Source organism: Salinirubellus litoreus (assembly GCF_037335815.1).
Classification (GTDB): Archaea; Halobacteriota; Halobacteria; order Halobacteriales; family Haloarculaceae; genus Salinirubellus; species Salinirubellus litoreus.
Map to the genome: position 1 here is coordinate 4,178,225 of NZ_CP147841.1, position 19,167 is coordinate 4,197,391.

The window sequence follows — 19,167 nt, forward strand, 5'->3', positions numbered from 1 at the left end:
TCGTATCGCCCCATCGACCGTACCCCGTCGGCGGTCGGCCACGGGCTCGGTTACGACACCGCGAGTCGACGCCTGCCAACAACGATTAGCCGCTCCGGACACAAGCCGCGTCGATGCGACCACCGAGCGGGTGCCGACGACGGGCGTTCCTCGCGAGCGCCTGTGCGGCGGCCGCGGGGGTGAGCGGCTGTATCGGCCGATCGGGGGACTCCGACGGGAACGAGTCAACCCCGGGGACGGCCGTCGACGGTACCCCGAGGGCGACTGAAACCGCCGCCACTCCGCGAGCGACCGACACCCCACCGGGGACGACCGGCTCCGGGCCGACACCTCAGTCGACCGACGCGTTCGTCTCCGGCGAGGGCGGCTACGAGACGTACCGGATCCCGGCACTGGTACGGACCGAGGCCGGGACCCTCCTGGCGTTCTGCGAGGCGCGCCAGGGCGGCGACCGCGGTCCGACCGACACCGTGATCAAGCGGTCGACCGACGGGGGACGGACCTGGGGCGACCAGCGGGTCGTTTACTCGGAGGGGGACCTGACCGTCGGGAACCCGACGCCGGTCGTCGATCGGTCGACGGGGACGGTCCACCTCCCGCTCGTCAGGGAGTACCGGGACGTCCTGATGACCCGGAGCACCGACGACGGACGGACGTGGTCGGAGCCGACGGAGATCACCGGGTCGGTGAAGCGCGACGACTGGGGGTACTACGCGACCGGGCCCGGTATCGGTATCCAGCTGGAACGCGGGGAGCACGCCGGCCGCCTGTTGATCCCGGCGACCCACTGGACGAACCTCTGGGAGCGGGGCGAGGAGCTCCCGGACGACAACCTCCGGTACGACCACGCGTTCTACAGCGACGACGGGGGCGAGACCTGGCAACTGGGCGGGACGGTCGGCCCGCACGTCGACGAGCCGCAGGCGGTCGAACTCCCCGACGGCCGCGTGGCGTTCAACATGCGTAACTACCGGGAATCCAGCGACGGTCGCGCCGTCGCGACGAGCGACGACGGCGGGGACTCCTGGTCGGAGATCGGGTTCGACGAGGCACTGGTGACCCCGAGATGTCAGGCGAGTATACTCAGGTACTCCTGGCCCGAGAGCGGGCGGAGTCGGGTCCTCTTCGCCAACCCGGCACACGAGGAGAACCGGGTGGACCTGACGGTACGGCTCAGCTACGACGAGGGCGAGTCCTGGAGCCACTCGAAGCGCCTCCACGACGGCCCGTCGGCGTACTCCTGTCTGAGCGTCCTCCCCGACGGGTCGGTCGGCTGTCTCTTCGAGCGCGGCTCGGCGGGGACCGATCCCTACCGGCGGCTCGCGTTTCACCGTTTCACGATCGAGTGGCTCACCGACGGTGCCGACGCGCCGAGGTGAGACCCGACACCGCCCCCGGAGCCCGCGACTTCCCGTCGCCGTGGAGCGGGGCTCGGGCGTACACCTCCTCGCGGAGTTCGTACCCCTCGCTCTCGCCGCAGTCGAGCGCCCGCGGGACGTCGCGGGACCCCGAGTAGCCGTCGAACCACCGGCGGACGCGTTCGAGCCGGTCGACGACGTGCCGGGGGTCGTCCGACCGCGCGAGCTCGTGACCCTCACAGGGGTACCTGACGAGCCGCGCGTCCGCTATAGTAGCGTTTGGAACCGATAACACACGCCGGACGGGGACGGTCCCCCCGTCCGTGAGTAAAGACTTCCAAACGCGACTATAGCTTTCGGAGGGAGGGGTAGAGCATCCCGGCGTCGTTGGGCGGGACGCGGTAGTCGTTCTCGGTACGGGTGGACGGTCGGGTCGCCTCGCGCCGGCGGTGCCCCTGAGTCACGACCGCCAATGGGCGAACGGGAGGGGAGTCCGCCCGGTGGGTCCGTGTCGGGGGGTGGCGCGTCGCCTCCGCCGAGCGCTCACTCGTCGATATCGGTCACGTCTATCCGGACGGGTTCGTCGGAGGCGGTCGGATCGGTTCGGACGTCCACCTCCCGGTCTCCGAGCGTCATCCGGAGCGAGACGGAGACCCCCTCCTCTCTCGCGATGGCCTCCGTGAACAGGTCGTCGATCGCCTCGACGTCGAGGTAGTCGGGAAGCGGGTCGTCCTCGACGACCGGCCGGGAGGCTTCGTCGATGGCGATGGCCTCACAGACGGCCACGCTGAGCGGGACGTTCTCCTCGTTCAGGTAGTGACACCGATGTGCGATACGGTCTCCCATCTGATGCCGGTGGCTACCGGTCCTACACTGAAAGCCACGTTCCATGACAGTGCAAGACCCGGGGGCCGCTCGGCGGTGGAGCGACACGGGGTCGCCGGCGAACGGAGCGGCTCGCCGGGCGGACGAGCGACGGAAAAACGTTTACCGTGCCCGCGGCGTAGCGACGCCAAATGGTACTCGATGATCTGGGCAGTTCGCTCAGGGGCTCGCTCGACAAGCTCCGGGGGAAGTCCCGACTGAGCGAGGAGGACGTCGACGAGATCGTCAAGGAGATCCAGCGGTCGCTGCTCCAGGCCGACGTCGACGTCTCGCTCGTGATGGACCTCTCGGACTCCATCAGACAGCGGGCCCTGGAGGAGGAGCCGCCCGGGGGCACGTCCGCGCGCGACCACGTCCTGCGCATCGTCTACGAGGAGCTGGTCGCGCTCGTCGGCGAATCGACCGACCTGCCCCTCGAGGAGCAGACCATCCTGCTCGCCGGGCTCCAGGGGTCGGGGAAGACGACGACGGCGGCGAAGATGGCGTGGTGGTTCTCGAAGAAGGGGCTCCGGCCCGCCGTGATCCAGACCGACACGTTCCGGCCGGGCGCGTACGATCAGGCCCGACAGATGGCAGAGCGCGCGGAGGTCGACTTCTACGGCGATCCCGACGAGGAGGACCCCGTCGAGATCGCCCGGAAGGGGCTAGCGGAGACCGCGGACGCCGACATTCGGATCGTCGACACCTCCGGTCGCTCCGGGCTGAACGAGGCGCTCATCGAGGAGCTCGAAGCCATCGAGGAGTACGTCGACCCCGACCGGAACCTGCTGGTGCTCGACGCGGCCATCGGGCAGGGGGCGAAGGATCAGGCGAAGGCGTTCGGCGACGCCGTGGGCATCGACGGCGTGGTCATCACGAAGCTCGACGGGACGGCGAAGGGTGGCGGCGCGCTCGCCGCGGTCGACCAGACCGACTCCACCATCGCCTTCCTCGGGACCGGCGAGGAGGTACAGGACATAGAGCGGTTCGAGCCCAGCGGGTTCATCTCCCGGCTGCTCGGGATGGGCGACCTGAAACAGCTCGCCGAGCGGGTCGAGCGGGCGATGGCCGAGACCGGGGACGAGGACGAGGACTGGGACCCCGAGGAGATGCTCCAGGGGGAGTTCACCCTGAAGGACATGCGCAAGCAGATGAACGCGATGAACAAGATGGGGCCGCTGAGCCAGGTGATGGACATGATCCCCGGGCTCGGTGGGAACCTGATGGACCAGCTCCCCGACGACGCGATGGACGTCACCCAGGAGCGGATGGGGTCGTTCGAGGTGATCATGGACTCGATGACCGACGAGGAGATGGAGAACCCCCGGTCGGTCGGCAAGTCGCGCATCGAGCGGATCGCGCGGGGCTCCGGTCGGCCCGAGGAGGACGTCCGCGAACTGCTCGAACAGCACCGGATGATGGCCCGGATGATGAAGCAGTTCCAGGGGATGGGCGATTCGGATATGGAGCGGATGATGAAGCAGATGCAGAAGGGCGGCGGCGGTGGCGGCATGGGCGGAATGGGTGGCATGGGCGGTGGCGGCGGCGGTCCGTTCGGGTAGGGGTTCGCCGTCCAGCCCGTTCGTTTCTCTCGCTCGGGTGCTCAGCCAGTCGTCCGGTACCGGGAGACCGCCCGGGCGACCTCCTCCCTTCGACCGAGGAGCGTCAGCCGGTCCCCTCGCTGGATGCGGAAGTCGGCGTCCGGGACGAAGGTCTCGCCGGCGCGGGTCACCGCTACGAGGAAGATCCGCCGCGGCAGTTCGGTCTGCAGGTCGCGGACGGTCCGTCCGACGAGCGCGGAGGTCGCCTCGACCTCCTGGACGTCCCCCTCGCGCATGACCGCGAGCAGCCACGTCGGGAGCGACTGGTCGACGAGGCTGTCGATCGCCCAGAGGTCGGTCTGGGATCGTGAGAGCGTGCGGACGCCGAGGTCCTCGAACGCCTCCCGGTTCTTCCGGTCGCTCACCCGGGCGACGACCGTCTCGACGTCGAACTCCTCCCGGACGAGACGGGCGATCCGGAGGTTCGTCTCGTCGTCGTCCGCGGCCGCGACGAGGCGTTTGGCTCGTCCCACGCCCGCCGTCCGGAGCACGTCCGGGTCAGTCCCGTCCCCCTGGTGGACGCTGAACCCGGCGTCCCGTGCGGCTTCGAGGCTCTCGGGGTCCGACTCGACGAGTTCGACGTGGTCGCCCTGTTCGGCGTAGCGCTCGGCGAGCGCGAGGCCCAGTTTCCCGCCCCCGACGATGATCACGCGCCGCAGGCTCACGCCGAGGAGATCGGCGATGTGGCGGGCGGGACCGGCCTCCGCGACGACGGTCACGAGGATGACGAGGAAGACCGTTCCGGCCAGGAGTGTCGCCGCCTCCGGGTCGGTCTGCTGGATCTCGAGGGCGAACAGCGTCGCGACGCTCGCGGGGACGATGCCGCGGGGGGCGACGAGGCTCATGAACACCCGCTCGCGGCGCGAGATCGGCTCGCCGGCGGTCGAGAGGGCCACCGCGAGCGGCCGGACGACGAACATGACAAGGGCGACGACGAGGACGCCGCGGAGGCCGAGCGCCCGGAGGTCGCCGAAGTCGATGAGCGACGCGAGGACGATGAACACGAACGACAGGACGAGGAGCGTGACGTCGTCCTTGAACTCCTCGATCGACCCCTCGTAGGGGAGATCGGCGTTCCCGAGCAGGAGCCCCGCGGTCGCGGCGGCGGCGATGCCGGCCTCGCCGGTGATGAGTTCCGCGCTGCCGTGGGCGACGACGGCGCTCGCGAGGACGAGCAGCCGGGCGTGCTGGGGGGCGTCCCGGGTGGCGTGTTCGGGGTAGCGAAACAGCGCCCAGAGGGCCGCGGCGACGGCCGCCCCGATCAGGACGCCGATCACGAGACGGCTGAGGAACGCGTCGGCGAACGCGAGGGGGTCCGCCCGTTCGAGCGTCACGGCCTCGAACACCGCGACGGCCAGGATGGCCGCCGTGACGTCGTTGACGATCCCCTCGGTCTCCAGGGCGGTCGCGACGCGGTCGCGGACGTGGACAACCGAGAGGATCGGCGTGACGACCGTCGGCCCGGTCGCGACGAGGAGCGCCCCGACCAGCAGCGCGATCCCCCAGGAGGCGTCGAGGACGAACCTGACCGCGAGCGCCGTCCCGAGCAGCGCCGTGATCGCCCCGACGGTGACCAGCCGGATCGCCGTGGACGGCGTTTGACGGATCCTCTCGACGTCGAGGGTGAAGGCACCCTCGAAGACGATGATCGCGACCGACAGTCCGACGATCGTGGTCAGCGCGTCGCCGAACGAGTCGTGGGCGACGAGGTCGATCCCCGCGGGACCCACCGCGACGCCGGCCAGGACGAGGAACAGCGCGCTCGGGACGCGGAACCGGTCGGCGACGACCTGCGCCCCGACGCCGAGCGCGACGATCGCCGTGACGAGCGCTAGCAGTCCCGAACTCGCGCTCATGAGGTCTCGTCCGGGGGCCGTTCACGGGCCGGGGTGTGTACGCCCATCCGGTAGTTCCCGATCCCCCGCTCGACACATAAATAGGTTGCAGGGAAGGGCCTGGTCCGGGTCCCGGAGCGGGGTTCGGGTCACCCCGTCGGGTTTTTTGAGGCTTCCCGGCCGACTCCGGGGCATGTCCACCCGCGAGGTCGCCGTCGGAGCCTACCGCGAGGCCCTGCCGGTGCTCTCGGTCAGCGCCGCCGGCGGGCTCTTCGCGGGCGTGGTCCTCGGGGGGATGGAGGCCGAGTTACGGGCGATCCCCGGCCTCCTGCTGGTGGTGCCGGCGCTGCTCGCCATCCGCGGGAACGTCTACGGCTCGCTCGGCGCGCGGCTGGCGAGCGCGCTCCACCAGGGGCTGGTCGAACCCCGGGTCTCGCTCGGCGACCGGCGTGTCCGGGCGGCCGTCGCGGCGGCGATCTCGAACGGGCTGGCGATGAGCCTCTTCGCCGCCATCGTGGGCTCCTTCCTGGTGTTGCTCCAGGGCCGGGCGGTCTCGCCGCTGGCACTGATCGGCGTGGCGCTGATCGCGGGGCTCATCTCCGGCGTCGTGCTGACCACCGCGGTCGTCACGGTGGTGTTCGTCGGCTACCGGCGCGGGCTCGACCCGGACGCGCTCGCCGGCCCGGTCGTGACGACGACGGGCGACGTGGTCGGCCTCGCGACCATGCTGTTCGCCGCCCGGACGGTCATCGCCCTGGGGCTCGCCGGAGGAGGAGGAGGGGCCTGACGTAATGTACCCACGACTGAAGTCGTGGGCGTTCCCCCGCGAGGGGTTTCGACCCACAACTCGGCATCTCGCGGGCGGGTTGCACGACGACGGGGAGGTCACGCGGAGGGGGTTCCTGCGCGGGTTTCCACCCGGTGGTCGCCGTCCGAAGCCGTCTCACACCGCGTTAATTGCCGGTGGTCTCGAACGCGGTCGTTTCACGACCGGTTTGAACCGCGTCGGAGTGACGACGGCATCGACCCCGGCGTTCGGCACATCGCCGGGACGGTCTGTCCGGGGCCACATTACACTGGCCCGTGCCGATGAACACGTTTGGCCCATCGGCACTACCGAACCATCCGGAATAATGTCACTAAATATTATCGAAACCAGTCCGACGCATCGAACGCCGTCTGTCGAGTCCCGTGTCGGGTTCCTCCCACGACTAACGTCGTGGGCTTCCACCTTGAGGTTCCTGTGAGCGCCGGGCCGGAGGGGTGGACGGTCCGGCGGATCAGCCGGTCGATGCTCCCCTTGCTGGCGGTGCTCACGCTGGTCGAACTCGGGAGCGGGCTCGTCCTCGATACGCTCCGGGAGACGCTGTTCGAGTTCCCCTCCCTGCTGGTTCTCGTCCCGGTGACCATCGGGATGGGTGGGAACCTCGGGAGCATCCTGGCCGCCCGGCTCTCGACGGCCTTCCACCTCGGCCTGCTGTCGTTCTCGCCGGACGACGAGCGGCTCGCGGGCAACACGCTGGCGACGGTGGGGCTCGCGCTCACCATCTTCCCCGCCGTCGGGACGAGCGCGTGGGTCCTCCAGCGGCTGTTCGGCGCGACCGAACTCGGGCTCGGGGCGGTGCTCGCGGTGGCGACCCTCTCGGGGCTCGCGCTGGCGCTCATCGCCGTCGTCGTGACCCTCGGGGCCACGTACGCGGCCTACCGGCTCGGCCTCGACCCCGACGAGGTGGTCATCCCGGTGGTCACGAACACCTGCGACGTGCTCGGCGTGGTCGTCCTGTTCGGGGTCGTCCGCGTACTCCTCTGATCGAGCGCGAACGCGTCGGTGGGGTTCGCGTCGAGCCGCCGACACCCCGGGATGTCGGCACGTCACCGTGTGACGGGACGCGTCTCGACGGAAAGAAGTTATATCCCGGAACCCCGAGAAGGAGGCATGACAGACGGAGCGGCCGGGACGCGGGCCGCCATCATGGAGGCCACGTTCGCGGCCCTCTCGAAGCACGGGTACGCCGACCTGACCATCCAGACCATCGCCGACGAGTTCGAGAAGTCGAAGTCGCTGCTCTACTACCACTACGAGACCAAGGACGACCTGCTCGGGGACTTCCTCGAGTTCATCCTCGACGCGTTCGAGGCGGAGGTCGACGCCGACGAGGGAGCCGGCCCGGAGGACCGCCTGTGGACCGTGGTCGAACTGCTGCTCCCGCCGGACATCGCGGAGGACGAGGAGGCACGGGAGTTCCGGACCGCCATCTTCGAACTCCGGATGCAGGCACCGTACGACGAGCGGTACGCCGAGCGGTTCGCGGCGACCGACGAGCGCATGATCGCTGCCGTCGAGACGATACTCGCCGACGGGGTCGAGGAGGGCGTGTTCGACGTCGACCCGGAGGCCGACGCCGAACTGCTCCTCGACACGGTGATGGGGGTAACGCTCCGGACCGTGACGGCCGGGACGGACGACCGGAACCCGCTCGCCCCGGTCGAAGCGCTCGTCGAACGGTTCCGGGCCTGAGCCGACGGGGACGGATCTACCCCAGTTCGACCCGCCCGCTGGTGGCGCTCCGGAGCCGGTCGCGGAACGCCTCGACCTCCGCGACCGGGACGCGGGCCTCGAACGTCACGCGGGCCTCGTAGGCCGCCTCGAAGTCGGTGGCGACGGACTCGACGATCCCCCGGACGGTCCCGGAGTCGTCGTAGTCCACCACCACGCGAACCGTCTCGTGTGGGACCGCCTCGCGGGTCCCGGCGTCGTCGATCGCCTCCTTCGCCGCCCGACCGTAGGCGCGGACCAGCCCGCCGACGCCGAGGTTCGTCCCGCCGTAGTAGCGCGTGACGACCACGGCGACGTTCTCGAGGGCCTCCCCCGAGAGCACGTTGAGGATCGGCTTGCCCGCGCTCCCGGAGGGCTCGCCGTCGTCGCTCGCGTACTCGCGGAACGGGTCGGCGCGGACGCGGTAGGCGGGGACGTTGTGCGTCGCGTCCGGGTAGGACTCCCCGACCTCGTCGACGAACGCCTCCGCCTCCTCGACGGAGTCGACGGGGGCGGCGTGGCCGACGAACTCCGAACCCTTCACGGTGAACTCGGCTCGACCGCGACCGGCGAGGGTGAGGAAGGGCTCAGTATCGGATGTCGGGTCCGGATCGGAGTCGCCCTCGCCGGTCATTTCACAGTAGTTCAAGCAGGAAGCCCACGGCTTTAGTCATGGGGGGAATGCGACATGGCACTTTGTCGTTGATGGCCGATGGCCTTCCAACTCGCGGATGTTTAAGTAACTTGCCGTTTGTTGTGAATCGTCGTGGAGTACCGTCGCACCGCCGTCATCAAACTCGACATACCTTTGGACGCGGAATCAGCACTCCGAGAGACCGTCGAGCAGTTCAAACACTGCGCCAACCGCGCAAGCGACTGGTGCTGGCACGGCGACGGCGGGTACCACGTTACCTCGAAAGCAAAAGCTGAGCGAGCGTTGTACGACCCACTCCGAGACGAAACCGACCTGACCGCGAACCTCGTGCAAAAGGGGATTCGCCGGGCGGTCGAAGCCGTCAAGAGTGGTGTGGAGCGGTTAGAGCGTGGCGAGAAGACCTCGAAACCACACTTCTCCGCCGACAGCGTGGTGTACGACAAGCGGAGTGCCACGTTCTACCGCGACCACGTTTCCCTCTCTACGGTCGAAGGGCGCGTCGAGTGCGACTACATTCTCCCCGGCGACCCGGACCGGCACCCACGGACGTACCTCGAAGACGAGGACTACGAGTTCCGCATGGGCCACCTCCAGCACCGCGACGGCGCGTGGTATCTCCACGCGTCGATGCGGAAGGTGGAATCCGACGGCGAAGACACCGACCCAACCATCGAGCACAGAACAGTCCTCGGTGTCGATCTCGGTGTCAACAACATCGCCGTCGCGTCAACCGGGCGGTTCTGGTCGGCGGACGAGTTCAACCACTGGCGCAGGGAGTATGAGACGCGCCGTGGGTCGCTCCAGCAGTGCGGGTCGCGGTACGCCCACGAGAACATCGAATCAGTAGGCCGGCGAGAGGAGGGTCGGTTTACTATCGACCTCCACACGATAGCGAACGAACTCATCGAGGAGGCGGTCGAGAACGGCTGTTCGCATCTCGTGTTCGAGGACCTGACCCACATCCGCGAGACCATCCCCGAGGCGACGTGGCACCACGTCTGGGCGTTCCGGCGGCTCTACGAGTACGTCGAATACAAAGCGCCCGAGCGTGGTGTCGAAGTGGTACAGGTCGACCCGAAGAACACGTCACGCCGGTGTTCGACGTGCGGGTTTACTGCCCGCGAGAACCGTCAGACGCAGGAGTCCTTTTGCTGTCAGCAGTGCGGCTACGAGAACCACGCGGACTACAACGCCTCGAAGAACATCGGTTTCCGGTACCTCCGTCGCCGGCAAAACGCAGGCGACGGAGGCGCACCCGTAGGTGTGCGCTTGAATCGCGGGACGCTGAACGTGAGCGGTGAGCATTCGCCCGCCAGCGGTGGCCAGAACGGGAGTCCACGCGAAAGCCCACGACTTTACTCGTGGGTAACTTACTGGATCTCGATCGAGCGGACGAACGGGAGCGCCCGTATCTCGTTGATGAGCTCGCCCGGGAGGTCCTCGTCGATGACGATGTAGAGCTTCGGGTCGGCGGCGAACTCGGGGTCCTCGCTGACGGTCTGTCGCATCGAGATGCCGTGGTCGGCGATCAGCGAGGTGACCTGTGCGACGATGCCCGGCTGCTCGGTGTCGTAGACGTCCACGGTGAGGACGGTCAGATCGAGCACCGGCGCGAGGTCCATCAGGCTGGGTATCTGCGAGATGTTACGGAAGATGCGTTCGAGCTCCTCGTCCTCGAGGACGGCGTCGGTCGTCGCGTCGACCACCCGCCGGTCGACGCCGATCTCGCGGGCGATCCCCGTGTTGGGTATCTCGATGCCGCCCGAGACCACGCGGCCGTCCTCGTTGACGGAGAAGCCCCGTTCGAGCAGCAGTCGCACCACGGCCTGTTGGCTGGGGCTGTCCTCGAACTTCCGGAGTATCTCCTCGAAGGTCTCGCTGGCCATCGACTCACCACCAGTGGGACGGAGACGGGCTTAGTGGTTTGCCCCCGCTGTGGGTACCGTCCGACTCGCCCCCGGACCAGGCCGGAGGCGTTTTCACCGGGGGCGAGGATACGCACCGTATGCGAGAGGTCAACAGCTGCGACTTCTGCGGCGAGGCGGCGGCCGGCACGTTCGAGGTGGTCCCGCCCGAGCGGGACCCGACCGGCGAGGGACGCCGGATGGTGCTCTGTGAGAGCTGTCGTGACACGCTCGGGGACGTCCTCGGACCGCTCCTCGGCGAGGGCCGCACCGGGGACGCCAGTTCGGGGGAGGAGGCGGCGAACCCGACGACGATCGTCGCCGAACCGGAGCGCGAGCCCCACGCCGGAACAGAGGCCGGAACGGGTTCGGGCGCGGACGCCGGAAGCGTCTCACCGGCGGGCGGTGATGGCGGTGAGCGCGGCGAGAGTAGCGAGAGCAGCGAGAGTAGTGGGAGCAGTGGGCGTGAGGACGACGGGAGTGAGAGGAGCGAGAGCGCCAGCGACGCGGGCCCGGAGGTGGCGGACGGTGCGGACCTCGGGGAGGCCCTCGAAGACGGTAGAGCCGGGGCCTCGCCCGGCGACCGAACCGGGGGCGGGAGCGTCGAGGGGGCGAACGGCCGACCACAGTCCGCGCGCCGCGGACCGCCGCGCGGCTACCGGAACGTGATGCGGTTCCTGGAGAATCGGGAGTTCCCGATGGAGCGTGAGGAGGCCGAGACGCTCGCCACCGAGGCCTACGGGGTAGACCGCGAGGTGGTCTCGGCGGCCATCGACCACGCGGTCAAGCACAACCGGCTGCGCGAGGCGAACGGGGAACTCTTCCAGTAGTCCCCTGGCGAGATGGGGACCCCTCGCGCACCGACTCCACCGACGAACCGACCGGGTTCGGGCGAGCGATCGATCTCGGCGCCCGGTGGCCCACCGCTGGCGAGTTCGTACCGCGTGGATACTGACGGTTCGACCTCGCTCCGGGGGCTCACTGTTCGGGTTCGACGACGCTCGCGAACGCGACGTTCTGTCGGACGTCGTCGATCTCGATTATCGGCTGCTCCCCGGGCTGGGTCTCGGGGACGATGACGACGTACCCTCTATCGACCTTGGCGATCCCGTCGCCCTGATCGCCGACCGTCTCGATCGTCACCTCGCGGATCTCGCCCTCCTCGACCGGCGGCGCTGGCGGTCCGCGCTGGCGGTCACGCTCCGTCTCGTCGGATCGTTCGGCGGTCCGTGTGGACTGCCCGGTGGTCGCGGTCGTGTCGAGGACCGCGACCCTGTACGTCTCGCCGGGCGTGATAGCCTCGTGTTCGAGTTCGCTCGCGGGCACCTCGAGGACGTACGTCCCGGCCTGTTCGTCGACGCTGGCACTGAACACGGAACGCAGCGAATCGGGGATTTCGACCATCGTATACCGAAATACTCGAAGGTACGGGACTTAGTTCCGGGGGGAAGCGCACGGAATAGCGACACCGTAGAACGACCGGAACGGTCCGCGCGTTTCGGACCGGGTGGTGCCCCCGAAATCCTCTCGCTGCGGTGCGGTTCTCCTCGCTCGTTCACGAGAGATGGCGGAGTAGCGCTTCGGTGACCTCCTCGCGCTCGTGGTGTACCCAGTGTGATGCGTCGGGGAACGTCCGTAGCCGACCGTCCTCACAGTGGTCGACGCTCTCCTCGGCCATCGAGGGGAGGAGGGCGATATCGTCCTCTCCCCAGCAGATCAGCGTCGGCCGGGTGACGGTGTCGCGTGGTGGGCGCTCCGACCGGAGGAATCCGCGGTACCAGTGTAGCCTCGGTCCGACGCCGGTGTGTCGCCAGGCCGCCCGGTAGCGGTCGATCGTCGCCTCGTCGAACGTGCCGGGGTTCGAGGTCACCTCGAGGGAGGCGACCATGTTGGCCATCCCGTTTCGACGCAGCAGCCACTCGGGTAGCTTCGGTAGCTGGTAGAACCAGACGTACCAGCTCCGGGCGATCTGTCGGGGACTGGATCGCAAGGTGTTCCGATAGACGGTCGGATGCGGGACGTTGAGTATCCCGAGGCGATCGACGAGGGACGGTCGGCGGAGCGCGACGTTCCAGGCGACGAACCCGCCGAAGTCGTGTCCGACGACGTGCGCCGACTCCCGACCCTCGCTGTGGATCAGTTCGCGTACGTCAGCGACGAGTCTCGATAGCCGATAGGCGTCGATCCCGTCGGGAGCGTCGCTCAGGTTAGAGCCCCGCTGATCCGGGACGACCACGCGGAAGCCGGCCTCGACGAGCGGGCCGATCTGGTCGCGCCAGCCGTACCAGAAATCGGGATGCCCGTGCAGCAGGACGACCAGCGGACCGTCGGGGTCGCCGGCGGTCACGACGTGCAACTCGATGCCGTCGACGTCGCGATAGGTGGACTCCACGCCCTGGTCGGCCAGTAGCGACGCGTCGGTCTCGGGAGGCGTTTGCGTGCTCGACATCACCGTGGGTTCGAAGCGGTGACCGGGTTCGGTGCCCGTGCTCCATGCGTGGTACTGCATCTTCTGTAGGTGAGAAGACGCCGCGTAGCCGGATACGACGACTGCCACACCCATGGGGTCTTTTTTGAACGCGCGGCCCGGTTCGTCTCCAGCGGCTCCGGGTGGGTTCGTCTCCAGCGGCTCCGGGTGGGTTCGTCTCCAGCGGCTCCGGGTGGGTTCGACTCCAGCGGCAGGGTGTTCCGAGGCGACGCGAGCCGAACTGGTCACGCGAGCCCGGGACACTACCGTCAGGCCTCCCTGCGCGTTCCTCGGGAAGTCACGGCGGCGGCGGGCTTCGAGGACGCTCCCGTCCGAAATCCAGCGTCGAGAGCGTACGGTGTCCGCACTCCAGGGAGTCCGAGGCCGGTTCAACGAACGATCTCGCCGAACACGCGCTCCTCGACTTTCCGGAGGTGTTCACCGACCGTTCCGGGGGAGATCCCGACGGCCTCGCCGACGTCCTCGAGCGATGCCCGGCGAGGCTCGCTGTAGTATCCCAGATCGACCGCCGCCTCGAGCACCTCCTCCTGGCGGGCCGTGATCACCCTGCTGAACGACGAGCCCTCGGCCTCGTAATCACCCATCCCGAGGACCTCGAACGAGAACCCCTCCATCTCCTCGGCGTACTCGGAGAGGGTCCCGAACGTCTCGTCGGTCCCCAGATACGTTATCTCGAGGTGATCGTCGGACGTGAAGCGGATCGGCGTGTCGATCACCAGACGCGACTCCCGCTGTAGTTCCAGGGCCCGGCGAACCCCCTCCGTCGGTTCGAACTGACTCACGGCCAGCCAGCGGTCCTCCCCGGCGGTCAGGTAACTGATCACGTGTGGCGACTCCTCCATGATCCGCTCGTAGCGTTCCTTGCTGCCGCTCGCCTCGGCGAACAGGAGCACGGTATCGTCGTCGAGGAGTTCGATACGATGGATCGCCCTCCGATCGATGGACGGCTCGTCCGTCAGCTCCTCTCCGAGCGGATGGAACGCACCGCCTTCATCCGGTCTGACCAGTACGGTGAGATATCGCATACGACGGGGTGAACCGCGCGTGGTTAAACAGTTACAGCCGAGCGCCACTTGAAACCCCATCACGGGTGAGGCAGAGCACCTACCGGGCTCCCCCGGGAACTGATCTCCCGTGGACGATGCAACATCGACAACGCTCGACCGCCGACCAGCCCGTGGCCGGGGCGGTCACGGCCCTCCCCGACGACGCCGTCGTCGGCCGTGAATCACACGGAAACGCTTCGCACGGAAACGCTCCCGCGGCCGTGATCCGGGCCGACGGCACCGAGACCCCGATACGGTTCAGGATCCGCGAGCCGTCGTCCTCGAACCGCCGGGCGCTCCCCGCGATGGCGGCGGGGGAGGTCATCGCCGATCCGGTCGCGACGCTCGGGAGCCTCGAAACCAGCATGTGGGAGGTGGATCGATGACGACGACCGCCTCGGGACTGTGGGCGAGCGGGTCCGATCGGCAGGTGACCTGCATCGCCTGTGGCGAGACGCTCGACCGCGAGGACGCCCGCGAGTACGACAAACACGGCGACCGCTGGGACCGCGAGGGCAAGACGTTCGAGTACCTCTGCAAGCCCTGCTACCGGGAGTGCTGTCACCAGAACCGCGACGGACTCGAGGAGACGCTCGTGGCGGCCGACGCCGGCCGAGCCGATCGCGGGACGTTCCTGGCGCGGTACTGCGAACTGGTGGCCGACGACGTCGAACCGAACCGGACGGAATCGTAGCACGGAGCGCCGACAACCCGGTCGGCACGATCTACTGGTTCCCCCTGGCCAGTCGGTTCGCACGTGACGAACACCCGCTCTTCGAGACGAGGGGTACCCCCCTACGTGGACGGACGTCCCCGTCGAGTCCACCACGCGGATCGTGGGGTTCTTCGGCACACACGTCCGAAACACCACGGAAGCAGTACCGATCTACGACCACGACCACGACCACGACCGAGGGACCAGAACGAATGAACTCCCCCCACGACCACCATCGAGACGACGGCGCCCCGGCGTCGAACCGATCGATGTCGGTCTCGGATATCAGGGAATCGTACGCCGAGTGCGCCGACTGGATGCATCGATTCGAGTGGCTCGACCGCGTCGTCGTCGGTCGCTATCGTCACGCCCGGTTCGGGGACGTCGACGGGAGAGTGCTGGACGTCGCCTGTGGGACCGGGACGAACTTCCGGTACCTGCCCGGGACGGTCGAGCTCGTCGGGATCGACGTCAGCCCGGAGATGCTGGCGAACGCCCAAGCTACCCTCGACGAGCTCGGCAGGGACGGTACGCTAGAGGAGATGGACGCGGGGGACCTCGAGTTCCCCGACGACAGCTTCGACGCGGTGATCTCGGCGCTCTCGACGTGCACGTTCCCGGACCCGGTCGCCGCACTCCGGGAGATGGAACGCGTCTGCAGGCCCGGCGGGACGATCCGCCTCGTCGAACACGGTCGGAGCGACGTGGGACCGCTCGCGCGGTTCCAGGAGTGGCGCGCCGACGCCCACTACGAGCGGACCGGCTGTCGCTGGACCCAGGAGCCGACCGAGGTCGTCGCGGAGGCGGGCCTCGATGTGCGGGACACCGACACCGGGCTCCTCGCCATGGTCACCACCTTCGAAATTACTCCAGGCCGGGGTGACCAGCGGTGATCGACCCGTCCTCCGCGTCGGCCTCGCCGCCCTCGCGGTCGGCATCCTCGAGTCCGTGACGAACCCGCCGTCGGATCTCGGCGTCCTGGTCGGGGCCGCGACCGTACTGGACGTGCTGCGGATGGTCTACCGGGTGAACACGTGATCGCCACGGACGGCGTGACGCGACCCCGGCCATAACATCACGTTCCCGTCACCCGACCCGCTTTCCCGGTCCGACCGATGCACGTCGGACGGTGGCTGATCGCCTGATTCACGACGCGACCGTCGTTACGGGGATTCGAGGGGAAAGCCTACGACTTCAGTCGTGGGATGAATCCGACGGCCCCGACACGATCCATCCTCGATAGCAAACCGAGGGACGATGAACGTGTAACTCCCCGTCAGCTCAGAGCTCGCCCTTCGTACTCGGCGTCTCGCCGCCGCGGCGCTCGTCGATCCGGGTGGCGTCGTCGAGCGCCCGCGCGGTCGCCTTGAACAGCGCCTCGATCTCGTGGTGGGCGTTCTCGCCGGTGACCTCGGCGTGGAGCGTGAGCCCGGCGTTGGTCGCCAGCGACCGGCAGAAGTGCGTCGCCATGTGACTCGTGAACTCGCCGACCCGCGCCTGCGAGAACGCGCCGTCGAACTCGTAGAGTGGCCGCCCGGAGACGTCGACGACCACGCCCGCGACGGCCTCGTCGAGGGGCACCTTCCGGTCGGCGTAGCGGACGATACCCCGCCGCTCGCCGAGCGCCTCGTCGAACGCCTCGCCCAGCGTGATGGCGACGTCCTCGACCGTGTGGTGGTCGTCGATCTCCAGGTCGCCGTCACACTGGACGGTGAGGTCGAACAGGCCGTGCTTGGCGAACGACGCCAGCATGTGATCGAAGAAGCCGATGCCGGTCTCGACGGTCGACTCGCCCGACCCGTCGAGGTCGAGCGTCACCGCCACCTCCGTCTCGCTGGTCTCCCGGCTGACCGCCGCGGTCCGCTCGTCTGCCATGCTCCGTCTTTCGGGGCCCCACACAAGCGCGTTTCGGGCTACCGATCGGAGAGAGCCGTACGTCCCCGCCCGTTAGCCGAGCGTCGGACGGACCGCTGACTGAGGCTCTTGTACCCCGGGTTCGAACGGACCCGAACGATGAGTGCTCGAAGCCTGCTCCGAACGGGAGTGACCCTCGGGACCAGAAGCGTCCCGGGGCTGTCTGCGACCACACCGCTCGCGGTGTGCGGTCTCGCCGCGGTCTGTTACGTTCTGCTACGGAGCCGATAGTCGGTCGACCCCGTGTCGATCCCGGTTCCGTCTACCGTCAACCGACGATATCGCCGGGTGTGAACAGCGAGAGGTCGGCCCGTTCGTCGGCAGCAGTACGGAGGCCATCGGAGAACCCGGATCGACAGAAGCAGCAGTAGTGGTACGTCAGTTCTTCGCCTCCGTCCGGCGTCCACTGGACCGCTCGCGCCGTCCGTTCGAGGTCGGCCAGATCCCCCTGGGTCATCCGTCGCGTCGTGTAGTTACACTCGCCGGCGACGAGGGTTCCGTCACTGCCGAGGCCGACGACGTCGAGCGCGCGAGCAGCGTCGCCGAGGTCCTCGACATCTCCCGGACGCGCCTGCTCATCAACGTCCTCGAGGACGAACTCGAGGAGCTCGCGAACGACGAGGAGTTCCGTCGTCACCTCGGCGATGCCTACCCCAACGACCGGATCGATGACGGGACCGTCGGGGTTCTTCTCGGTCGTGAGGAAGCGATTCGGATGAAACTGCTCCACCGGTCGATCGACTGGACACCACCAGAACCACAACTCGAAGACGAACTCCCCAGTGAGGAGGGGTTCTACGATGGCGAGGTTCCGGAGTGGGTCCCGAGCGACCGATCCGAGGCAGATGACGAACGTTCGCGCGTCTGAGGAGGGCGGAACCCGTCGTCACCAAGGTCCTCCTGAATCTCGCCACCTCCGTCGTCGATAGTCGACCAACAGCTCCCACTGGAGCGGATCCGCTCAAGGCACTCCTCGTCTCCTACGATGTTTACAGAGGTTGAGACCGGAGTTCTCAACGCATATGGTAGTCCGGTACAGTTCATAAATAGTATGAAGACGTAGTCTATACCAGAGCGATGGCCCGCATCACTGGCTCCTATCCGGACGATCTCGATCTCCTCATCGAGGGTACTGTTGAGGCTGGTGTGTTTGGGGGTAAGAGCGATGCGTTGCGAGAGTTCGTGCGTGAATACTTCGAACACCACGAGAACGAGCGTATTGCGGCCGCAGTTGCGCTCTACGAACGTGAACAGATTACGCTCGGTGATGCGGCGAGACTCGCTGCTGTCGACCGCTGGACGATGCGTGACATCCTCCGTGAGCACGGCGTTGAACTCCGCCTCGGCCTCGTTGACGAAGACGACGCAGCCTACGAAGCAGAGGTGGCGAGCGAGCTCGAATTTGATGATGCAAACTCGGATGGCGGAGAGTCGCCTACGGAATGACAGGTGACGGCGTTCCAGCGAATCCGAGCGTTCTGAACACGACTGTCCTCTCGAACTTCGCCTATGTAGATCAGCTCTGGGTGGTCGCAAGCCTCTCCGGAATCTGTACGGTTCCAGTCGTTCGCGAGGGACTCGAGAACGGGGTTGATGATCATCCGTATCTCCAGTCTGCACTCGATACACTCGACGACGAGATTCCAGTCGTGACGGTTCCAGACACAGTCGCAAACAGAGAGGCGGTCGTCAGTGGTCATCTCGATCCCGGCGAGGCTCAAGCCTTCGCCTTGGCGGACGCACATGGCGGCCGTCTGCTGACTGACGACGGGGATGCCCGGTCATTTGCGAAAGAACAGGGCGTGACCGTCGTCGGTTCGGTCGGTGTACTCCTGGCTGCTATCGATGCTGGAAGGATCGACGAATCGACTGCTGACGAGAGGCTGTCGGCTCGTCCACAGCGGGGACATGAGTCCGAAGGAACTGGAAGCGGCGATCGGCGCCGACGACAGCACGCTACACTATCACCTCAACAAACTCGTCGACGTCGGCCTCGTCGAGAAGCGTCAGCGGACGGAGCGAGGGCAGGACGGGCTCTACACGTACTACCGGACAACCGTCTTTGGGACGGTGACGCTCACCGAAGGCGTCGATGCGTTGATCCGCGGAGAACAGGCATTCGAAGCGATGTACGACAGTTCTGTCAAGGGATGAAAGGTACACTCGAGAGAGCTGGTGGCTTTCGGCGAGAGGCGAGCCATCGGTGACGAGCAACTCCCTTTCAAGTCGAACATCCGTTTTCGCCGGGTGC

21 protein-coding genes and 4 pseudogenes are annotated in these 19,167 nt (G+C 67.6%); 15 read left to right on the plus strand and 10 right to left on the minus strand.

Features of this window, described 5'->3' with window-relative positions; genetic code table 11:
* The first annotated feature begins 113 nt into the window (after nucleotides 1-113).
* Nucleotides 114-1,379, plus strand: coding sequence for a sialidase family protein (locus WDJ58_RS20885; protein ID WP_338915246.1), 1,266 nt, complete (start codon nucleotides 114-116; stop codon nucleotides 1,377-1,379).
* Here the strand turns inward: WDJ58_RS20885 and WDJ58_RS20890 are convergent.
* Together WDJ58_RS20890 and WDJ58_RS20895 are read right to left on the minus strand one after the other, a co-directional pair.
* Nucleotides 1,351-1,623, minus strand: a pseudogene (locus WDJ58_RS20890) (hypothetical protein); the annotation flags it as partial. The gene WDJ58_RS20885 and the pseudogene WDJ58_RS20890 sit on opposite strands and share 29 nt — an antisense overlap.
* Before the next feature lie 278 nt (nucleotides 1,624-1,901).
* Nucleotides 1,902-2,204 (minus strand): HalOD1 output domain-containing protein, encoded by a 303-nt coding sequence (locus WDJ58_RS20895; RefSeq protein ID WP_338915248.1) that lies wholly within the window; start codon nucleotides 2,202-2,204, stop codon nucleotides 1,902-1,904.
* 170 nt (nucleotides 2,205-2,374) lie between these two features.
* Between WDJ58_RS20895 and WDJ58_RS20900 the strand changes: the two genes are divergently transcribed.
* Nucleotides 2,375-3,784, plus strand: a complete 1,410-nt coding sequence (locus tag WDJ58_RS20900) for a signal recognition particle protein Srp54 (RefSeq protein ID WP_338915249.1) — start codon at nucleotides 2,375-2,377, stop codon at nucleotides 3,782-3,784.
* A gap of 41 nt (nucleotides 3,785-3,825) precedes the next feature.
* Here WDJ58_RS20900 and WDJ58_RS20905 read toward each other — a convergent pair whose 3' ends face one another.
* Nucleotides 3,826-5,679 carry a cation:proton antiporter gene (locus tag WDJ58_RS20905; RefSeq protein WP_338915250.1) on the minus strand — a complete coding sequence of 618 codons (1,854 nt, stop codon included), beginning with the start codon at nucleotides 5,677-5,679 and terminating at the stop codon, nucleotides 3,826-3,828.
* Between the two features lie 172 nt (nucleotides 5,680-5,851).
* Between WDJ58_RS20905 and WDJ58_RS20910 the strand changes: the two genes are divergently transcribed.
* The 3 genes from WDJ58_RS20910 (at nucleotide 5,852) to WDJ58_RS20920 (ending at nucleotide 8,176) form a co-directional block, all read left to right on the plus strand.
* On the plus strand, nucleotides 5,852-6,445 hold the full coding sequence (locus WDJ58_RS20910; RefSeq protein WP_338915251.1) for a magnesium transporter: 594 nt from the start codon (nucleotides 5,852-5,854) through the stop codon (nucleotides 6,443-6,445).
* A gap of 504 nt (nucleotides 6,446-6,949) precedes the next feature.
* Complete coding sequence (locus WDJ58_RS20915; protein ID WP_338917885.1) at nucleotides 6,950-7,468, plus strand: magnesium transporter; 519 nt, start codon at nucleotides 6,950-6,952, stop codon at nucleotides 7,466-7,468.
* 126 nt (nucleotides 7,469-7,594) lie between these two features.
* Complete coding sequence (locus tag WDJ58_RS20920; RefSeq protein WP_338915252.1) at nucleotides 7,595-8,176, plus strand: TetR/AcrR family transcriptional regulator; 582 nt, start codon at nucleotides 7,595-7,597, stop codon at nucleotides 8,174-8,176.
* A 16-nt stretch (nucleotides 8,177-8,192) separates the two neighbouring features.
* Here WDJ58_RS20920 and WDJ58_RS20925 read toward each other — a convergent pair whose 3' ends face one another.
* Nucleotides 8,193-8,828 (minus strand): IMPACT family protein, encoded by a 636-nt coding sequence (locus WDJ58_RS20925; RefSeq protein WP_338917886.1) that lies wholly within the window; start codon nucleotides 8,826-8,828, stop codon nucleotides 8,193-8,195.
* Between the two features lie 132 nt (nucleotides 8,829-8,960).
* Here WDJ58_RS20925 and WDJ58_RS20930 point away from each other — a divergent pair, with 132 nt between their 5' ends.
* Nucleotides 8,961-10,307, plus strand: coding sequence for an RNA-guided endonuclease InsQ/TnpB family protein (locus WDJ58_RS20930; protein WP_338915253.1), 1,347 nt, complete (start codon nucleotides 8,961-8,963; stop codon nucleotides 10,305-10,307).
* Here the strand turns inward: WDJ58_RS20930 and WDJ58_RS20935 are convergent.
* The gene (locus WDJ58_RS20935; protein WP_338915254.1) at nucleotides 10,220-10,735 is read right to left on the minus strand and encodes an amino acid-binding protein; all 516 of its coding nucleotides are present in this window, start codon (nucleotides 10,733-10,735) and stop codon (nucleotides 10,220-10,222) included. The genes WDJ58_RS20930 and WDJ58_RS20935 overlap by 88 nt on opposite strands.
* 119 nt (nucleotides 10,736-10,854) lie before the next feature.
* On the opposite strand from WDJ58_RS20935, the gene WDJ58_RS20940 reads away from it, so the two are divergent.
* Nucleotides 10,855-11,583: a hypothetical protein gene (locus tag WDJ58_RS20940; protein ID WP_338915255.1), complete on the plus strand. Its 729-nt coding sequence runs from the start codon at nucleotides 10,855-10,857 to the stop codon at nucleotides 11,581-11,583.
* A 148-nt stretch (nucleotides 11,584-11,731) separates the two neighbouring features.
* On the opposite strand, the gene WDJ58_RS20945 is transcribed toward WDJ58_RS20940, so the two are convergent.
* The 3 genes from WDJ58_RS20945 to WDJ58_RS20955 form a co-directional block, all read right to left on the minus strand.
* Nucleotides 11,732-12,157, minus strand: coding sequence for a TRAM domain-containing protein (locus WDJ58_RS20945; protein WP_338915256.1), 426 nt, complete (start codon nucleotides 12,155-12,157; stop codon nucleotides 11,732-11,734).
* Between the two features lie 151 nt (nucleotides 12,158-12,308).
* Nucleotides 12,309-13,202 (minus strand): alpha/beta fold hydrolase, encoded by an 894-nt coding sequence (locus WDJ58_RS20950; RefSeq protein ID WP_380661662.1) that lies wholly within the window; start codon nucleotides 13,200-13,202, stop codon nucleotides 12,309-12,311.
* A gap of 407 nt (nucleotides 13,203-13,609) precedes the next feature.
* Nucleotides 13,610-14,266 carry a helix-turn-helix domain-containing protein gene (locus WDJ58_RS20955; RefSeq protein ID WP_338915258.1) on the minus strand — a complete coding sequence of 219 codons (657 nt, stop codon included), beginning with the start codon at nucleotides 14,264-14,266 and terminating at the stop codon, nucleotides 13,610-13,612.
* A 116-nt stretch (nucleotides 14,267-14,382) separates the two neighbouring features.
* Between WDJ58_RS20955 and WDJ58_RS26400 the strand changes: the two genes are divergently transcribed.
* From WDJ58_RS26400 to WDJ58_RS20975, 4 genes are all read left to right on the plus strand, one after another.
* Nucleotides 14,383-14,673 (plus strand): hypothetical protein, encoded by a 291-nt coding sequence (locus WDJ58_RS26400; protein ID WP_380661394.1) that lies wholly within the window; start codon nucleotides 14,383-14,385, stop codon nucleotides 14,671-14,673.
* Entirely contained in the window at nucleotides 14,670-14,981 is a 312-nt protein-coding gene (locus WDJ58_RS20965; protein WP_338915259.1) for a DUF7562 family protein, read from the plus strand. The genes WDJ58_RS26400 and WDJ58_RS20965 overlap by 4 nt, the downstream gene beginning before the upstream one ends.
* 290 nt (nucleotides 14,982-15,271) lie before the next feature.
* Complete coding sequence (locus WDJ58_RS20970) at nucleotides 15,272-15,895, plus strand: class I SAM-dependent methyltransferase (RefSeq protein ID WP_338915260.1); 624 nt, start codon at nucleotides 15,272-15,274, stop codon at nucleotides 15,893-15,895.
* Complete coding sequence (locus tag WDJ58_RS20975) at nucleotides 15,882-16,040, plus strand: hypothetical protein (RefSeq protein ID WP_338915261.1); 159 nt, start codon at nucleotides 15,882-15,884, stop codon at nucleotides 16,038-16,040. Before WDJ58_RS20970 ends, WDJ58_RS20975 begins: the two co-directional genes overlap by 14 nt.
* Nucleotides 16,041-16,283: 243 nt before the next feature.
* On the opposite strand, the gene hisB is transcribed toward WDJ58_RS20975, so the two are convergent.
* A complete protein-coding gene (gene hisB / locus WDJ58_RS20980) occupies nucleotides 16,284-16,877 on the minus strand; it encodes an imidazoleglycerol-phosphate dehydratase HisB (RefSeq protein ID WP_338915262.1) in 594 nt (197 codons plus the stop codon).
* A gap of 307 nt (nucleotides 16,878-17,184) precedes the next feature.
* Nucleotides 17,185-17,442, minus strand: a pseudogene (locus WDJ58_RS26405) (ATP-binding protein); the annotation flags it as partial.
* Nucleotides 17,443-17,631: 189 nt separating this feature from the next.
* Here WDJ58_RS26405 and WDJ58_RS20990 point away from each other — a divergent pair.
* The 4 genes and pseudogenes from WDJ58_RS20990 to WDJ58_RS21000 all read left to right on the plus strand — a co-directional run.
* On the plus strand, nucleotides 17,632-17,784 hold the full coding sequence (locus WDJ58_RS20990; RefSeq protein WP_338915264.1) for a hypothetical protein: 153 nt from the start codon (nucleotides 17,632-17,634) through the stop codon (nucleotides 17,782-17,784).
* A gap of 209 nt (nucleotides 17,785-17,993) precedes the next feature.
* A complete protein-coding gene (locus WDJ58_RS20995; RefSeq protein WP_338915265.1) occupies nucleotides 17,994-18,362 on the plus strand; it encodes a UPF0175 family protein in 369 nt (122 codons plus the stop codon).
* A pseudogene (locus WDJ58_RS26410) lies at nucleotides 18,359-18,805 on the plus strand (twitching motility protein PilT); the annotation flags it as partial. The gene WDJ58_RS20995 and the pseudogene WDJ58_RS26410, both read left to right, overlap by 4 nt.
* Nucleotides 18,804-19,070, plus strand: a pseudogene (locus WDJ58_RS21000) (helix-turn-helix domain-containing protein); the annotation flags it as partial. The pseudogenes WDJ58_RS26410 and WDJ58_RS21000, both read left to right, overlap by 2 nt.
* Between the last annotated feature and the right edge of the window lie 97 nt (nucleotides 19,071-19,167).

What these genes read in the sequence shown, in the direction of transcription:
- WDJ58_RS20950 (WP_380661662.1), bottom strand. Translation starts at nt 13,202, where the DNA reads ATGTCGAGCACGCAAACGCCTCCCGAGACCGACGCGTCGCTACTGGCC.
- WDJ58_RS20885 (WP_338915246.1), top strand. Translation starts at nt 114, where the DNA reads ATGCGACCACCGAGCGGGTGCCGACGACGGGCGTTCCTCGCGAGCGCC.
- WDJ58_RS20990 (WP_338915264.1), top strand. Translation starts at nt 17,632, where the DNA reads ATGAAACTGCTCCACCGGTCGATCGACTGGACACCACCAGAACCACAA.
- hisB (WP_338915262.1), bottom strand. Translation starts at nt 16,877, where the DNA reads ATGGCAGACGAGCGGACCGCGGCGGTCAGCCGGGAGACCAGCGAGACG.
- WDJ58_RS20940 (WP_338915255.1), top strand. Translation starts at nt 10,855, where the DNA reads ATGCGAGAGGTCAACAGCTGCGACTTCTGCGGCGAGGCGGCGGCCGGC.
- WDJ58_RS20935 (WP_338915254.1), bottom strand. Translation starts at nt 10,735, where the DNA reads ATGGCCAGCGAGACCTTCGAGGAGATACTCCGGAAGTTCGAGGACAGC.
- WDJ58_RS20955 (WP_338915258.1), bottom strand. Translation starts at nt 14,266, where the DNA reads ATGCGATATCTCACCGTACTGGTCAGACCGGATGAAGGCGGTGCGTTC.
- WDJ58_RS20965 (WP_338915259.1), top strand. Translation starts at nt 14,670, where the DNA reads ATGACGACGACCGCCTCGGGACTGTGGGCGAGCGGGTCCGATCGGCAG.
- WDJ58_RS20900 (WP_338915249.1), top strand. Translation starts at nt 2,375, where the DNA reads ATGGTACTCGATGATCTGGGCAGTTCGCTCAGGGGCTCGCTCGACAAG.
- WDJ58_RS20920 (WP_338915252.1), top strand. Translation starts at nt 7,595, where the DNA reads ATGACAGACGGAGCGGCCGGGACGCGGGCCGCCATCATGGAGGCCACG.
- WDJ58_RS20915 (WP_338917885.1), top strand. Translation starts at nt 6,950, where the DNA reads ATGCTCCCCTTGCTGGCGGTGCTCACGCTGGTCGAACTCGGGAGCGGG.
- WDJ58_RS20995 (WP_338915265.1), top strand. Translation starts at nt 17,994, where the DNA reads ATGGCCCGCATCACTGGCTCCTATCCGGACGATCTCGATCTCCTCATC.
- WDJ58_RS20905 (WP_338915250.1), bottom strand. Translation starts at nt 5,679, where the DNA reads ATGAGCGCGAGTTCGGGACTGCTAGCGCTCGTCACGGCGATCGTCGCG.
- WDJ58_RS26400 (WP_380661394.1), top strand. Translation starts at nt 14,383, where the DNA reads ATGCAACATCGACAACGCTCGACCGCCGACCAGCCCGTGGCCGGGGCG.
- WDJ58_RS20970 (WP_338915260.1), top strand. Translation starts at nt 15,272, where the DNA reads ATGTCGGTCTCGGATATCAGGGAATCGTACGCCGAGTGCGCCGACTGG.
- WDJ58_RS20945 (WP_338915256.1), bottom strand. Translation starts at nt 12,157, where the DNA reads ATGGTCGAAATCCCCGATTCGCTGCGTTCCGTGTTCAGTGCCAGCGTC.
- WDJ58_RS20925 (WP_338917886.1), bottom strand. Translation starts at nt 8,828, where the DNA reads ATGACCGGCGAGGGCGACTCCGATCCGGACCCGACATCCGATACTGAG.
- WDJ58_RS20910 (WP_338915251.1), top strand. Translation starts at nt 5,852, where the DNA reads ATGTCCACCCGCGAGGTCGCCGTCGGAGCCTACCGCGAGGCCCTGCCG.
- WDJ58_RS20895 (WP_338915248.1), bottom strand. Translation starts at nt 2,204, where the DNA reads ATGGGAGACCGTATCGCACATCGGTGTCACTACCTGAACGAGGAGAAC.